This window comes from Streptomyces sp. NPDC057280 (assembly GCF_042668605.1).
Classification (GTDB): domain Bacteria; phylum Actinomycetota; class Actinomycetes; order Streptomycetales; family Streptomycetaceae; genus Streptomyces.
Genome location: NZ_JBHUYR010000001.1, coordinates 1067236 through 1080418, shown reverse-complemented (window position 1 = coordinate 1080418; position 13183 = coordinate 1067236). Strand labels below are relative to the sequence as shown.

Sequence of the window (13183 nt, the reverse complement as noted above, 5' to 3'; positions counted from 1 at the left end):
GGGTCTCAGACCACACCGTCGGCGCGCAGCGCCTCGATGTCGTCGCCGGTACGGCCCAGCTGCCGCAGGATCGCCTCCGTGTGCTCGCCGACGGCCGGTACCGGGTCCATGCGCGCGGGCAGCCCCGCGAGGTCGGCCGGCGGCAGCAGCGCCTGCACGGTGGCGCCCGGCACGCCCACCTCGCGCCAGCGGCCGCGGGCGGCCAGCACCGGGTGGTCGAGGAACGCGGCCACGTCGTTGACCCCGGCGCACGCGATCCCGATGGCCTCCAGGTCCTTGAGGATCTCGGCGGCCCCGGACCGGGCACAGCGCTCGGCGACGATCGCGTTGATCGCGTCGCGGTGGGCGACCCGGTCGGAACCGGTGGCGAAGCGCGGGTCCTCGGCCAGCCCGGGGTCCTCGAGGAACTCCGCGCACAGGGCGGCCCACTCGCGCTCGTTCTGGATCGAGAACAGCACGTCCTTGCCGTCGGCGGCCGTGAAGGCGCCGTACGGGGCGATGGTGGCGTGCTGGGTGCCCAGGCGCGGGGGCTGGGAGCCGCCGTAGCGGGTGTAGTTGGCCGGCTGGCTCATCCACTCGGCCAGGGCCTCGAAGAGCGACACCTCCACCGCGTGCGCCGTGCCGGTGGTGGCGCGCGTGTAGAGGGCGGTGAGGACGCCGGTGTAGGCGTACATCCCGGCGGCGATGTCCGCGACGGAGATCCCGACCCGTGCCGGCTCCCCGGGCGTCCCGGTCAGCGACACCAGCCCCGTCTGGCACTGCACCAGCAGGTCGTACGACTTGCGGTCCGCCCACGGTCCGTCGGTGCCGTACCCGGAGATCGTGCACGGGATCAGCCGCGGGTACCGCTCGGCGAGCGCGTCCGTGCCGAGGCCGAGCCGGTCGGTCGCTCCGGGGGCGAGATTCTGTACGAAGACGTCGGCGCCGTCGAGGAGCCGGTGCAGGATCTCCAGTCCCCGGGGGTCCTTGAGGTCCAGGGTGAGGGATTCCTTGGAGCGGTTCAGCCAGACGAAATAGCTGGAGTGGCCGTGGACCGTCGTGTCGTACCGGCGTGCGAAGTCGCCGTCGCCCGGGCGCTCCACCTTGATGACCCTGGCCCCCAGGTCGGCCAGCTGCCGGGTGGCGTAGGGAGCGGCGACTGCCTGCTCCAGGCTGACGACCGTGATCCCGGAGAGGGGCAGCTTCGGTAGGCTCATGCGGCCCATTTGTACGGCCCGGTTTCCGCCCCTGCCAACCCGCCCCCGGTGCGGAACGCACCACACACCGGCCGTGACGGATCCGGAGGGAGGACGCGCAGCCCGTACGCGTCCTCTCCCCCCTCACGTGGTCACGATGGGCGGCTCGGATGGCAGAGCACCATCACCGCGCGGGCACGCGAGGGAGGGGGCAGTTCCTGGGCCATGGCGCGGCGGCGGGCCAGCAGGGCGATGATCTCCTCGTCCAGTCGCTCTATCGGTGCCGGTGAAGGGTCCGCCGTCAGGTCGGCGGCGTGGTGGGTCGTCACGATGCTTCTCCGTTCTCCCGCGGGCGCGACCAGCCTCATCGCGATGGGTCCCCCAACACCTTGCCCATGGCGTCGAGCGGCGACTCCTCCCGGATCGGCTCCTCGCGGAGCCCGTCCGAGCCGCGCGTCGGGACGCCCCTAGTTGAGGGTGTCGGGGTGCGGGCCCGTCCGCAGCCCCCGGTCGAGCCCGGCGATCGCCGTCATCTCCTCGTCGCTGAGGGCGAAGTCGAACACGTCGGCGTTCTCGCGGATGCGGGCCGGGGTGACGGACTTCGGGATCACGACGTTCCCGAGCTGGAGGTGCCAGCGCAGCACCACCTGGGCGGGCGACTTGCCGTACCGCTCGGCGATCGACGTCAGCACCGGCTCACCCAGCACCGCGCCCTGCGCGAGCGGGCTCCAGGCCTCCGTGGCGATGCCCAGTTCGGCGTGGAGTGCGCGCAGTTCGCGCTGCTGGAGGCCGGGGTGCAGCTCGATCTGGTTGACGGCCGGGACGAGCGAACTGCCGTCGAGCAGCCGCCGCAGATGGGCGGGCTGGAAGTTGGAGACGCCCGCGGCGCGGACGCGCCCTTCGCCGGCCAGCTTCTCGATGGCCCGCCACGACTCGCGGTACAGGTCACGGGCGGGGGTGGGCCAGTGGATCAGATAGAGGTCGACGAAGTCGAGGCCCAGCTTGGCGAGGCTCGCGTCGAAGGCCTTGAGGGTGGCGTCGTAGCCCTGGTCGGCGTTCCACAGCTTGGTGGTGACGAACAGCTCGTCGCGGGCGATGCCGGACGCGGCGAGCGCCTGGCCGACGCCCGCTTCGTTGCCGTAGATCGCCGCCGTGTCGATGCTGCGGTAGCCGGCCTCCAGGGCCGAGGTGACGGCCGCTGCGGTCTCGGGGTCGGGGACCTGGAAGACGCCGTAGCCGAGCTGCGGGATCTCGATGCCGTTGTTGAGGGTCACGGTGGGGAAAGACGTACTCATGCAGGCGACTGTAATTGCAGACGCGGGTTAATTGCAAACGCGGGTATGCCGTGACGAAAATGATGTGCCCCGGGTCCTGATCAGCGGATATGTTCACGACGACGACCGCCCACTCGACGCGGCTCCACCCCGACCGAAAGCACAGCCATGACCAGCCCCCGCCCCGACACGACCACCCTCTGGCGCCCCACCGGCCCCGAGGAGCTGGCCCTGGTGCGCGAGCTGAACTGGCGCGCCTGGCCGCCCCGGCTGCCCGAGCAGCCGATCTTCTACCCCGTCCTGAACGAGGACTACGCCGTGAAGATCGCCCGCGACTGGAACGTCAGGCACAGCGGCGTCGGATACGTCACCCGCTTCGAGGTCGACGCGGACTTCCTGCGCCGCTACCCCGTCCAGCAGGCGGGCGGCCGGACGATCCTGGAGCTGTGGGTACCGGCGGAGGAGCTGGACGAGTTCAACGCCCACATCATCGGGGAGATCGAGGTCGTCCACGAGTTCCGGTGACTTGCCGTCGGGAGAGGGAGATCCTGCGTCGCTCCCGGTCGATCTCGGTGACGACCACCGTGACCTCGTCGCCGACCCGCACGACATCCGACGGGGTCTCCACCGGTGTCCAGGCGAGCTCCCGCAGGTGGACCAGCCCCTCCAGCCCGTCGGCGACCTCGACGAAGGCGCCGAACGGGATCAGCTTGGTGACCTGGCCGGACAGCTTCTGCCCCACCGCGACGGCGTCGGCGAAGCGCTGGAAGGGGTCCGGCTGTGCCGCTTTCAGGGACAGCCGGGCCTCCAGGTTCCATGTGTCGAACTGGAGGAACTCGCACGACACGCGCTGTCCGACCCGCACCACATCGGAGGCGGTCTCGAAGCGCTGCCAGGACAGTTCGGCGACGGAGATGAACCCGACGCCGGGGAAGACCGGATGGGCGGGGCCGTCGTCCAGCGCCACGAACACACCGAAGGGTTCGATCGCCGCGACGGTGCCGGAGAGGAACTCGCCGAGGTGCAGTGATTCCAGGAAGGTCCAGAGCTCCGGGTTCTCGGAGGGTCCACCCAACATGCTCCAAGCCTAAGCGCGAGCCAAGTGGCGCAGCGTCAGCGCCAGTTGCAGCCTGAAGCGGCCCTGCGGCGTGCGTACCGGCCAGCCCAGCAGATGCTCCGCGTGGGCCAGGCGGTCCTGGAGCGTCGAGTGGTGGACGTTGATCTCCGTGGCGGCCGCCCTGAGGCTCGTCGTCGAGGCGACCGCGTCCAGCGTCGCCAGCAGCCAGGGCGCCGTCGCCGCTGCCGCCTCCAACGCCCGTACGTCGGCGGGGGGTTCGGCGCCGGGCGCGACGAGGTCGGCGAGCAGCGCGAGGCTGCCCAGCGCCTCGGCGCGCACGACACGACGGCCGGGCTCCTCCGCGGCGAACCGCAGCGCGATACGGGCGGCGCCCCAGGACTCGGGCAACCGGAGCACCGGGACGGCGGGGCCCACGCCGACTCTTCCCGCGGGCGGCTCGTCCGGGGCCGGCTCGGGGACGACCTGGGGCGGACCGTCGGCCAGGGCCAGGGCACGCGCGTGTGCCTCCGGGGCCAGGCCCAGCCGACGTGCCGCGTGCAGCCGCGCCGACTCGGGGGCCGTGGCGTCGAGCAGCGTCTCCACCAACGCGGGATCATCCGCCGGCACCCGCCCCCGCGTACGGTCGAGCACCCGTCGTACGGCACCGGCGGCGCGCTCCAGGATCACCGCGTCCACCACGCTGGGCTCCGCCCCGGCCCGCTCCAGCCACAGCGCGGGAACACCGTCCGGCGACAACGCGGCGGACGGCCACGCCGGGTCCGGCGGCACCGGGGAGTCCCGCCGGGTGCCGTCGGCCTCGATGCGCACCCGCACCCGCCGCTCCCCGTCGACGAGCCGCGCGGGCACCCCGGCCAGCACGGCGGCGCCCCGCACCAGCGCCTCCAGCCCGGCCCGCGACTCGGCCAGCCGATCGAAGTAGGCGATGACCTGCACCGCGGCCCCGGCGTCCGGGTCCAGCGCGGTCAGGCGCCCGGCCAGCTCTTTCATGGGTCCATGGTGCGCGATGAGGGTGGGGAATGGGGAGGGCGGCGGGTGTGGGTACGAGTGCGGGCCGTGCTGTCCCTCACCGCACAGGCTTCAGAGCCCCGGCGCCGAACCCGCCCCCTCAGCTCCCCAGCAACCGCCGCAGCCACCGCAGCTGAGCCGACCGGGCCGCCTGGGACAACGCCGCCTGCGGGGCGAAGCCGTCGAAGCCGTGGAAGCCGCCCGGCCAGACGTGGAGCTCCGCCACTCCGCCCGCCTGCCAGATCCGGGACGCGTAGGCGACGACCTCGTCCCGGAAGGTCTCCGCGGAGCCCACGTCGAGGAAAGCGGGCGGCAGGCCGGAGAGGTCCTCGGCGCGGGCCGGTGCGGCGTACGCCGGGACGTCCGGGCCGCCGCGCGCCTCGCCCAGCAGGGCCGTCCAGCCGGTCTCGTTGGCCGTGCGGTCCCAGACGCCCACGCCCGCCATCTGGTGGGCGGACGGAGTGTCGTTGCGGTCGTCCAGCATCGGGCACATCAGGACCTGCCCGGTCACCTGCGGCCCCTTGCGGTCCCGCGCGAGCAGGGCCAGCGCCGCGCTCAGGCCGCCGCCCGCGCTGGCGCCCGCGATGACGATCCGCTCCGGGTCGGCGTCCAGGTCCGCGGCGTGCTCCTCCGTCCACACCAGCCCGGCGTACACGTCCTCCACCGGCGCGGGATGCGGATGTTCGGGAGCCAGCCGGTACTCGACCGACACCACGACCGCGTCCAGCTCCTTCGCCCAGGCCAGCGGGACGTCGACACCCACCCGGTTGGTGCCGATGACCATGCCGCCGCCGTGGACGTGGTAGATGACGGGCCGCGGACCCGAGGCGGGCGGAGCCGCGGGGCGGCAGATCAGGAGCGAGATCTCGGGGGCGCCCTCGGGGCCCGGCACCGTGCGGTCCTCGACCTCGAAGAAGCCGTCGAGGGTGAGGTCGAGCTCGGCGAGCAGCGCGATCCCCGGTCCCTGGCGTATCTCGTCGATCTGGTCGAGCGTGAGGCCGGGGGAGACCACGTCCTTGATCAGTTCCAGGGCGGCGGCCAGCTCGGGATCGAAGGGCGGCGGGACCAGGCTCATGTCTTCTCCTCACGCGGGGATGCGGCGGCTCGAGTGCCCATCATTGGCCCGGTGTCCCGCACTCCGGATGCCGCCGTCCGGCGGAACCTGCCCGCCGAACGGCGGGTGGCACCGGCGTGAACGCCGATCTTGCCAGGTCGTGACCCGTTGTTCACCTTCCGGTGGGGGAAGGGATCGGAACCTGGGACAACGCTGTCAAGGCCCCGCCCGCGGCCCCACCCGCTCCAGGAGCAATCACGTGAACGTCTCCCTCACCACCTGGCTGGTGACCGTCGCCGCCCTGTGCGTGCTGATCGCCGTCGACTTCTTCATCGGCCGCACACCGCACGACGTGTCCGTCAAGGAAGCCGGTGTCTGGACCGTCGTCTGGGTGCTGCTGGCCTGTCTCTTCGGGATCGGCCTGCTCGTTTTCAGCGGCGGCGGTCCGGCCGGGGAGTTCTTCGCGGGGTTCATCACCGAGAAGTCGCTGAGCGTCGACAACCTCTTCGTCTTCGTCCTGATCATGTCCAAGTTCGCGGTGCCGTCGCAGTACCAGCAGCGGGTGCTCATGGTCGGCGTGCTGCTCGCCCTGGTGCTGCGCGCCGGGTTCATCGCGGCCGGGGCGGCCGTCATCTCGGCGTTCTCCTGGGTGTTCTACCTGTTCGGCGCCTTCCTGATCTGGACCGCCTGGAAGCTCGTCCAGGACGCCCGCAAAGGGGGCCACGAGGAGGAGTACGAGGAGAACACGATGCTCAGGATGGTCGAGCGGCGCTTCGGCGTCGCCGACCGCTACCACGGCACCGGGCTGTGGATCGTGGAGAACGGCAAGCGGGTCATGACCCCGATGCTGGTGGTGATGCTGGCCATCGGCTCCACGGACCTGCTGTTCGCCCTGGACTCCATCCCCGCGATCTACGGGCTCACCGAGGAGCCGTACATCGTCTTCGCGGCGAACGCCTTCGCCCTGATGGGCCTGCGCCAGCTGTACTTCCTCATCGGCGGGCTGCTCAAGCGGCTCGTGCACCTCAGCTACGGTCTGTCGATCATCCTCGGCTTCATCGGCGTGAAGCTGCTGCTGCACGCGCTCCACGAGTCCGGCGTGCACGTTCCCGAGATCGGCATCCCGTTCTCGCTCGGCTTCATCGTGCTCGTCCTCGCGGTGACGACCTTCACGAGCCTGCGCGCCGCCAAGAAGCAGGAGCAGCGGGAGCGTGTCTCTCAGCCGTAGCCCTTGACTTCGAGAGCGCTCGAAGTTCTAGCGTCGGCAAGGACGACGAAGGTCCAGCGGAACGGAGACCGCCATGCGGGTCGGCGTGCACATCAACCGGTTCGACCACCCCGGAGGCGGCCCGGCGCTCGCCGCCGAACTCGGCGCGGCGGGCGCCGCCGCCGAGGCCGCGGGGGTCGGCTGGCTGTCGGTGATGGACCACTACTTCCAGATGGAGTTCAACGGCGGCGCCGAGGACCCGATGCTGGAGGCGTACACGACCCTCGGCTACCTCGCCGGCCGTACCTCCACGGTGCGGCTCGGCGCCCTGGTCACCGGGGTGACCTACCGCCACCCCGGACTGCTCGCCAAGATCGCCACCACCCTCGACGTGCTGTCCGGCGGCCGGGCCACGCTCGGGATCGGCGCGGCCTGGTACGACCGGGAGCACGCGGGCCTCGGGGTGTCGTTCCCGCCCGTCGCCGAGCGTTTCGAGCGGCTGGAGGAGACCCTGCGGATCTGCCTGCAGATGTGGGACCCCGAGGCGAACGGCCCGTTCGAGGGCAAGCACTACCGGCTCGCCGAGACCCTGTGCGTCCCGGCCCCGGTCAGCAGCCCGCGCCCCGAGATCATGATCGGTGGCGGCGGTGAGAAGAAGACGCTCCGGCTGGTCGCCCGGTACGGCGACGCCTGCAACCTCTTCACCACCACCCCGGAGGAGGTCGCGCACAAGCTGGACGTCCTGCGCGGCCACTGTGACACCGAGGGCCGCGACTACGACACGATCCGCAAGACCGTCGCCTACAGTGGCGAGCCGCTCGCGACCGGCGACCTCGACGCCTTCACCCGGGACATCACGGGCTACACCAAGCTCGGCATCGAGACGGTGATCCTCTCACCGCGCACCGCCGAACCGGCCGCCTTCATCGAACGCTTCGCGGCTCCGGCGGTGCAGCGGCTCGCCGGGCTCGACTGAGGCCGGGCCGGGTCTGCCGGGAGACCACGCGCTACGCGGGGCCGCTGCGCGAGACGATGCGCGTCCCGCGGTCGTCGACGGTGCGGACCTGCAGGGAACCGCAGCCGCACCGCGTCCACAGCGTGCTGCCCGCGGCGGTCGCGTGCCGGGACACCACCTGGAACGGCTCGGCGTCGTCCGGCCAGCCGCAGTGCGGGCAGCCGGTGCGGGTCGTGCTGGACATGAGAACTCCTCGTACGTCGTGGCCGGTTGGCCGGCACGGATGGGACCGTCGCGACACGATCCAGGGTGCGGCATCGCTTTCGTACACGTCCAGGTTGACTTTCTGGACGGCACCTTGAAGCGTGGCCTTCATGATTGACCTGCGCCGGCTTCACGTCCTGCGAGCGGTCGCGCACTACGGCACGGTCACCGCGGCCGCCCGCGCCCTGCACTTCACCCCGTCCGCCGCCTCGCAGCAGATCCGTCAGCTCGCCCGCGACCTGGGCGTCGACCTCCTCGAACCGCAGGGCCGGGGGGTACGTCTGACTCCGGCCGCCGAGAGCCTGCTCACGCACGCCGACGCCATCCAGGCGCGCTGGGAGCAGGCCGAGCTCGATCTGCGGGCCGAACGGGGCGCCCCGGCCGGGCCGTTGCGGGTGAGCGGGTATCCGGTGGCGATCTCGGTGCTGCTGGCTCCGATGGCGGTCCGGCTGCAGCAGCGGTATCCGCGGCTTGCCGTACGCATCCGGGAGGCCCAGGTGCCGGAGAGCTTCGACCTGCTCTTCGAGGGCGAGGTCGACCTGGCGATCGTCGAGGCGACCCCGTCCAACCCGCCGCTGAGCGACGCCCGATTCGATCAACGGCCGCTCCTGGACGACCCGTTCGACCTCGTCGTGCCCGCCGGCCATCCGCTGGCCGGCCGGGACCGCGTCGACCTGGCGGAGGCGGCGCGCGAGGACTGGATCGCGCCCATGCCGGAGAGCCCCTGCCACACGCACGTCATCTCCGCCTGCGGGGAGGCCGGGTTCAGTCCCGAGGTGGTGCATCAGGCCGTGGACTGGAACGTCACCGCCCAGCTCGTCGCCCATCGGCTCGGCGTCGCGCTCATCCCGCGGCTGGCCCAGCTCACCCCGGACCTGCCCATCGCCCGGGTGCCGTGCACGCGCGACCCGCACCGCAGGTTCCTCACCTGCACCCGGCGCGGCGGTCATGAACGCCCCGCGGTGGAGGCCGCGTTGACCGAGCTGAGGGAGCTGGCCCCGACCGCGGTCGCCTGACACGCCGAACCGCATACGGAAGGGGCCGGAGCTCCAAGAGCTCCGGCCCCTTCCGCGAGGTGCTGACGATCAGGCGGCGACCGTCTCGCCGGCGTGGCCGTGCAGGCGGGCGACGACCTCGGTCAGCTGCTCGGCGACCTCGGTGTCGTCGGCCGGGTGGGTCTCGGCGAAGCGGACCACGGAACCGGGGATGGAGAGCTTGACGTCCTCCAGCACCTTGGCGCCGGCGATGCCCAGGGCCTTGCGGGTCTCGTCCTGCGCCCACACGCCGCCGAACTGTCCGAACGCGGTGCCGACCACGGCGGCCGGCTTGCCCCCGAAGGCGCCGGCGCCGTACGGGCGGGACAGCCAGTCGATGGCGTTCTTCAGGACGGCCGGGATGGTGCCGTTGTACTCGGGGACGAAGAACAGGAAGCCGTCGGCGGCCTGGGCGGCCTCGCGCAGCTTGGCGGCGGGGGCCGGGACGTTGCCCTCGACGTCGATGTCCTCGTTGTAGAACGGGATGTCGGCCAGGCCCTCGAACAGCTCCACGGTCGCACCCTCGGGAGCGAACTTGACGGCCGCCTCGGCGAGCTGGCGGTTGTGCGAACCGGCGCGAAGGCTGCCGACGAGCGCAAGGATACGAACAGACATGCTAACTCCAGGGATGCTGAAACACTGCCGTCACAATCCGGACCGGGGTCCGTTTACTGTGTATCACCCTAACCGGACCGTGGTCCAGTTTCATTCCCGATGCTTTACGCTGTCGTCATGTCCGCCGATCTGCCGCCGTTCCCGCGGTCCCAAGATCCTCTTCGTGAGACCGAGCTGTTCCAGCTCGGCACCCGCGAGGAGGAGCCGTGCCTGCGCGCCGACGCCGCGCGCAACCGGGCCCGGCTGCTGGAGGCCGCCGCCCGGCTGATCGCCGAGCACGGCGCGGCCGGGGTCACCATGGAGGCCGTGGCCGCCGCCGCCCAGGTCGGCAAGGGCACCGTCTTCCGCCGCTTCGGCGACCGCACCGGCCTGCTCATGGCGCTGCTGGACCACTCGGCGCGGCAGCTCCAGGCGGACTTCATGAGCGGCCCGCCGCCCCTGGGGCCCGGCGCACCGCCCCTGGAGCGGCTGCGCGCCTTCGGCGTGGCCATGCTGTACCGCTCGGTGGAGCAGCTGGACCTCCACCTGGCCGCCGAGCCGGAGCCCACCCGCCGGTACTCCCACCCCTCGTACCGGGCCGTGGGCATGCACGTGACGCTCCTGCTGCGCCAGATCGTGCCGGACGCCGACTGCGAGCTGCTGGCGCGGACGCTGCTGGCATACCTCGACCCGGCCCAGATCCACCACCTGACCAGGGAGTGCGGGATGCCCATGGAGCGGCTGGAGGCCGGCTGGACCGACCTCGTCGCCCGGGTCACGCAGACCGCGCCGCCCGCCTGAGAGCCCCGCCGGGAGCGGCCTCCACAGGTTCTGCAAAGATGCGTCCCGTCATGGTGCAGATACCGAAAACGCCCGCCCCCGGGGCCCCCGCACCGCGCTCCGTGCCCACGAGCGCCGATGTGGCCCGCCTGGCAGGCGTCTCGCGCGCGACCGTCTCCTACGTCCTGAACAACACCAGCGCCGTCCGGATCAGCGAACCCACCCGACGCCGGGTCCACGAGGCCGCCAAAGAGCTGGGATACGTGCCGCACGCGGCCGCCCGCAGCCTGCGCGCCGGACACAGCCGCCTGGTCCTGATGCCCGCCCCGACCATCCCCGTCGGCCAGCTCTACGGCCAGTTCATCAACGAGCTCCAGTGGGCCCTCAGCCGCCTGGACTACACCGTCGTCCAGCACGGCAGTGTCGGCCTGCACGGCGACGAGGCCGCCCGTGCCTGGGCCGAGCTGCGGCCCGTCGCCGTCCTGGTGCCCGGCGCCGCACTCGGCCCGAACGGCGTCGCCGTCCTCAAGCGCTCCGGCGCCCGGGCTGTCGTCACCCTCGGCCCCGACACCGTCGAGGGCGCCCACGCGCTGCTCATGGACCACGAGGCCGTCGGCCACCGCGCCGGACGCCACCTCTACGAGCGCGGCAGGCGCCGGATCGGCGTCGTCGTCCCCGAGGAGAAGGGCCTGGAGGCCTTCTCCCTGCCCCGCCTGGCCGGCGTGCGCGCCGCCCTGCGCGGCACCGGCGCCACCGTCACCGACCTGCCCCTCGCGTACACCGAGGAGGCCGCCGCCCGACTCGCCGCCCGCTGGCCCGAACTCGGCCTGGACGCGGTGTTCGCGTACAACGACGAGTACGCGATGCTGCTGATGCGCGCCCTGCAGGACCAGGGGATCGACATCCCCGGCCGGACCGCCGTCATCGGCGCCGACGACCTCATGCTCGGCCGGCTGCTCCGCCCCCGGCTCAGCACCGTCCGCCTGGAACTGCCCTCCGGCCGCGACCTCGCCGAACTGGTCGACCGCGCGGTGCGCAACCCCGCCGCGCCGCCCGAGACCCACAAGGTGCTGGAAGCCACGGTGGTGCACCGCGAGTCGAGCTGAAAGGCTGTCGCGCAACCGCTCACCGAGGGGAGACGGGTCATGCGCACGACGGTCGGCATCATCGGCGGCGGCCCCGCCGGACTGCTCCTCGCCCGGCTGCTGCACCACGAGGGCATCGACTGCGTCGTCCTGGAGGCGCGCACGCGGGAGTACGTCGAGCAGCGCCAGCGCGCCGGAATGCTGGAGCAGGGCACGGTCGACGCCCTGCGCGCGTGCGGCGCGGCCGACCGGCTGAGCGCGGAGGGCCTCGTCCACCAGGGCATCGAGCTGCGCTTCGACCGGGAACGCCACCACATCGACTTCCCCGTCCTCACCGGCGGCCGCACGGTGACGATCTACGCCCAGACCGAGATCGTGAAGGACCTCGTCGCGCTTCAACTGGCCGACGGGCCGCCGCTGTTGTTCCAGGCGGAGGCGCTCACGATCGAGAAGCCGGAGTCCGCGACGCCCGTCGTACGGTTCCTGCACGAGGGCCGCGAGCAGACCGTGCACTGCGACTGGGTCGTCGGCTGCGACGGCTTCCACGGCATCGCCCGCGACACCTTCCCGGCCGGGACGGGGCGGGCCTACGCCCACGACCACCCGTACTCCTGGCTCGGCATCCTCGCCGATGTCGCCCCGTCCTGCGACGAGTTGATCTACGCGCGCGGCGCGGGCGGCTTCGCCCTGCACAGCATGCGCTCGGCGCAGGTGTCCCGGCTGTACCTCCAGGTCCCGAACGGCACCGACACCGCCGACTGGCCCGACGACCGCATCTGGGACGAACTCGCCGCCCGCTTCGCCATCGACGCCGACTGGACGCTGAACCGCGGCCCGATCACCGCCAAGTCCGTGACTCCGATGCGCAGTTACGTCCACGAGCCGCTACGGCACGGCCGGCTCCTGCTCGCCGGCGACGCCGCCCACATCGTCCCGCCGACCGGCGCCAAGGGCCTCAACCTCGCGGTCTCCGACGTCCGTCTGCTCGCCCATGCCTTCGCGGAACTGCACCGCACCGGCTCCGGGCAACTCCTGGACCGCTACTCCGAGTCGGCCCTCGCCCGGGTCTGGCAGGCCACCCGGTTCTCGTACGACATGACGGCGATGCTGCACACCCGCCCGGACGCCGACCCCTTCGACGACCGGCTCCAGCTCGCCCGGCTGCGGCGGATCACCGCGTCCCGGCACGCCGCCGCCGAACTGGCCGCGAACTACACGGGACTTCCCCTGGAGCCGTGAGCACCCCAGGGCAAGTACCGCGCCACTACTGGCCGTTCTGCTCCGCGTTCGCCTGCTGCTCCTCGACCGCCTTGCGGACCTCGTCCATGTCCAGCTTGCGGGCCTGACCGATCACATCCGTCAGAGCCGCCTCCGGCAGCGCGCCCGGCTGCGCGAACACGGCCACCCGGTCACGGACGATCATCAGCGTGGGAATCGACTGGATACCGAAGGCCGCGGCCAGCTCCGGCTGCGCCTCGGTGTCCACCTTCCCGAAGACCAGGTCCGGGTTCTCCTCGGCGGCCTTGTCGTACACGGGCGCGAACTGACGGCACGGCCCGCACCAGGACGCCCAGAAGTCGATCAGGACGAAGTCGTTGTCCGTGACCGTCTGGTCGAAGTTCTCCTTGGTGAGCTCCACGGTGTTGCTCATGGCGTGCATCCCTCTTCCTGATGTCGG

The 13183-nt window shown here is 72.0% G+C and carries 16 protein-coding genes; 7 read left to right on the top strand and 9 right to left on the bottom strand.

The window, feature by feature from the left end:
• Nucleotides 1-5: 5 nt before the first annotated feature.
• The 3 genes from ACFUO4_RS04965 to ACFUO4_RS04955 form a co-directional block, all read right to left on the bottom strand.
• Nucleotides 6-1196 (bottom strand): CaiB/BaiF CoA transferase family protein, encoded by a 1191-nt coding sequence (locus tag ACFUO4_RS04965; protein ID WP_383479995.1) that lies wholly within the window; start codon nt 1194-1196, stop codon nt 6-8.
• 131 nt (nt 1197-1327) lie between these two features.
• Nucleotides 1328-1504: a hypothetical protein gene (locus tag ACFUO4_RS04960; RefSeq protein ID WP_383479993.1), complete on the bottom strand. Its 177-nt coding sequence runs from the start codon at nt 1502-1504 to the stop codon at nt 1328-1330.
• 138 nt (nt 1505-1642) lie between these two features.
• Nucleotides 1643-2470: an aldo/keto reductase gene (locus ACFUO4_RS04955; protein WP_383479991.1), complete on the bottom strand. Its 828-nt coding sequence runs from the start codon at nt 2468-2470 to the stop codon at nt 1643-1645.
• Nucleotides 2471-2617: 147 nt separating this feature from the next.
• Between ACFUO4_RS04955 and ACFUO4_RS04950 the strand changes: the two genes are divergently transcribed.
• Nucleotides 2618-2974, top strand: coding sequence for a hypothetical protein (locus ACFUO4_RS04950; RefSeq protein WP_383479989.1), 357 nt, complete (start codon nt 2618-2620; stop codon nt 2972-2974).
• Here the strand turns inward: ACFUO4_RS04950 and ACFUO4_RS04945 are convergent.
• From ACFUO4_RS04945 to ACFUO4_RS04935, 3 genes are all read right to left on the bottom strand, one after another.
• Nucleotides 2937-3527, bottom strand: a complete 591-nt coding sequence (locus ACFUO4_RS04945; protein WP_383479987.1) for a S1 RNA-binding domain-containing protein — start codon at nt 3525-3527, stop codon at nt 2937-2939. The genes ACFUO4_RS04950 and ACFUO4_RS04945 overlap by 38 nt on opposite strands.
• Before the next feature lie 9 nt (nt 3528-3536).
• Complete coding sequence (locus ACFUO4_RS04940; RefSeq protein ID WP_383479985.1) at nt 3537-4514, bottom strand: helix-turn-helix domain-containing protein; 978 nt, start codon at nt 4512-4514, stop codon at nt 3537-3539.
• A gap of 118 nt (nt 4515-4632) precedes the next feature.
• On the bottom strand, nt 4633-5607 hold the full coding sequence (locus tag ACFUO4_RS04935; RefSeq protein ID WP_383479983.1) for an alpha/beta hydrolase: 975 nt from the start codon (nt 5605-5607) through the stop codon (nt 4633-4635).
• A gap of 238 nt (nt 5608-5845) precedes the next feature.
• Between ACFUO4_RS04935 and ACFUO4_RS04930 the strand changes: the two genes are divergently transcribed.
• Both ACFUO4_RS04930 and ACFUO4_RS04925 read left to right on the top strand, forming a co-directional pair.
• Entirely contained in the window at nt 5846-6814 is a 969-nt protein-coding gene (locus ACFUO4_RS04930; protein ID WP_383479981.1) for a TerC family protein, read from the top strand.
• A gap of 73 nt (nt 6815-6887) precedes the next feature.
• Nucleotides 6888-7769 (top strand): LLM class F420-dependent oxidoreductase, encoded by an 882-nt coding sequence (locus ACFUO4_RS04925; RefSeq protein WP_383479979.1) that lies wholly within the window; start codon nt 6888-6890, stop codon nt 7767-7769.
• A gap of 31 nt (nt 7770-7800) precedes the next feature.
• Here the strand turns inward: ACFUO4_RS04925 and ACFUO4_RS04920 are convergent, their stop codons facing one another.
• On the bottom strand, nt 7801-7992 hold the full coding sequence (locus ACFUO4_RS04920; RefSeq protein WP_383479977.1) for a hypothetical protein: 192 nt from the start codon (nt 7990-7992) through the stop codon (nt 7801-7803).
• Nucleotides 7993-8122: 130 nt separating this feature from the next.
• On the opposite strand from ACFUO4_RS04920, the gene ACFUO4_RS04915 reads away from it, so the two are divergent.
• Nucleotides 8123-9028 (top strand): LysR family transcriptional regulator, encoded by a 906-nt coding sequence (locus ACFUO4_RS04915; protein ID WP_383479975.1) that lies wholly within the window; start codon nt 8123-8125, stop codon nt 9026-9028.
• Nucleotides 9029-9097: 69 nt separating this feature from the next.
• On the opposite strand, the gene ACFUO4_RS04910 is transcribed toward ACFUO4_RS04915, so the two are convergent.
• Nucleotides 9098-9661 (bottom strand): NAD(P)H-dependent oxidoreductase, encoded by a 564-nt coding sequence (locus tag ACFUO4_RS04910; RefSeq protein ID WP_383479973.1) that lies wholly within the window; start codon nt 9659-9661, stop codon nt 9098-9100.
• 99 nt (nt 9662-9760) lie between these two features.
• Between ACFUO4_RS04910 and ACFUO4_RS04905 the strand changes: the two genes are divergently transcribed.
• Genes ACFUO4_RS04905 through ACFUO4_RS04895 form a run of 3 tightly spaced genes read left to right on the top strand, consistent with a single transcriptional unit; the run spans nt 9761 to nt 12744 of the window.
• Entirely contained in the window at nt 9761-10441 is a 681-nt protein-coding gene (locus ACFUO4_RS04905) for a TetR/AcrR family transcriptional regulator (RefSeq protein ID WP_383479971.1), read from the top strand.
• A gap of 50 nt (nt 10442-10491) precedes the next feature.
• Nucleotides 10492-11526, top strand: a complete 1035-nt coding sequence (locus ACFUO4_RS04900; protein WP_383479969.1) for a LacI family DNA-binding transcriptional regulator — start codon at nt 10492-10494, stop codon at nt 11524-11526.
• A gap of 39 nt (nt 11527-11565) precedes the next feature.
• Nucleotides 11566-12744 carry a 4-hydroxybenzoate 3-monooxygenase gene (locus ACFUO4_RS04895; protein ID WP_383479967.1) on the top strand — a complete coding sequence of 393 codons (1179 nt, stop codon included), beginning with the start codon at nt 11566-11568 and terminating at the stop codon, nt 12742-12744.
• Between the two features lie 25 nt (nt 12745-12769).
• On the opposite strand, the gene trxA is transcribed toward ACFUO4_RS04895, so the two are convergent.
• Nucleotides 12770-13156 carry a thioredoxin gene (trxA, locus tag ACFUO4_RS04890; protein ID WP_194083483.1) on the bottom strand — a complete coding sequence of 129 codons (387 nt, stop codon included), beginning with the start codon at nt 13154-13156 and terminating at the stop codon, nt 12770-12772.
• Nucleotides 13157-13183: the final 27 nt, after the last annotated feature.

Excerpts from the sequence above, each read along its gene's own strand:
- ACFUO4_RS04965 (WP_383479995.1), bottom strand. The coding sequence starts at position 1,196 with ATGAGCCTACCGAAGCTGCCCCTCTCCGGGATCACGGTCGTCAGCCTG.
- ACFUO4_RS04955 (WP_383479991.1), bottom strand. The coding sequence starts at position 2,470 with ATGAGTACGTCTTTCCCCACCGTGACCCTCAACAACGGCATCGAGATC.
- ACFUO4_RS04950 (WP_383479989.1), top strand. The coding sequence starts at position 2,618 with ATGACCAGCCCCCGCCCCGACACGACCACCCTCTGGCGCCCCACCGGC.
- ACFUO4_RS04945 (WP_383479987.1), bottom strand. The coding sequence starts at position 3,527 with ATGTTGGGTGGACCCTCCGAGAACCCGGAGCTCTGGACCTTCCTGGAA.
- ACFUO4_RS04940 (WP_383479985.1), bottom strand. The coding sequence starts at position 4,514 with ATGAAAGAGCTGGCCGGGCGCCTGACCGCGCTGGACCCGGACGCCGGG.
- ACFUO4_RS04935 (WP_383479983.1), bottom strand. The coding sequence starts at position 5,607 with ATGAGCCTGGTCCCGCCGCCCTTCGATCCCGAGCTGGCCGCCGCCCTG.
- ACFUO4_RS04925 (WP_383479979.1), top strand. The coding sequence starts at position 6,888 with ATGCGGGTCGGCGTGCACATCAACCGGTTCGACCACCCCGGAGGCGGC.
- ACFUO4_RS04920 (WP_383479977.1), bottom strand. The coding sequence starts at position 7,992 with ATGTCCAGCACGACCCGCACCGGCTGCCCGCACTGCGGCTGGCCGGAC.
- ACFUO4_RS04915 (WP_383479975.1), top strand. The coding sequence starts at position 8,123 with ATGATTGACCTGCGCCGGCTTCACGTCCTGCGAGCGGTCGCGCACTAC.
- ACFUO4_RS04910 (WP_383479973.1), bottom strand. The coding sequence starts at position 9,661 with ATGTCTGTTCGTATCCTTGCGCTCGTCGGCAGCCTTCGCGCCGGTTCG.
- ACFUO4_RS04905 (WP_383479971.1), top strand. The coding sequence starts at position 9,761 with ATGCTTTACGCTGTCGTCATGTCCGCCGATCTGCCGCCGTTCCCGCGG.
- ACFUO4_RS04900 (WP_383479969.1), top strand. The coding sequence starts at position 10,492 with ATGGTGCAGATACCGAAAACGCCCGCCCCCGGGGCCCCCGCACCGCGC.
- ACFUO4_RS04895 (WP_383479967.1), top strand. The coding sequence starts at position 11,566 with ATGCGCACGACGGTCGGCATCATCGGCGGCGGCCCCGCCGGACTGCTC.
- trxA (WP_194083483.1), bottom strand. The coding sequence starts at position 13,156 with ATGAGCAACACCGTGGAGCTCACCAAGGAGAACTTCGACCAGACGGTC.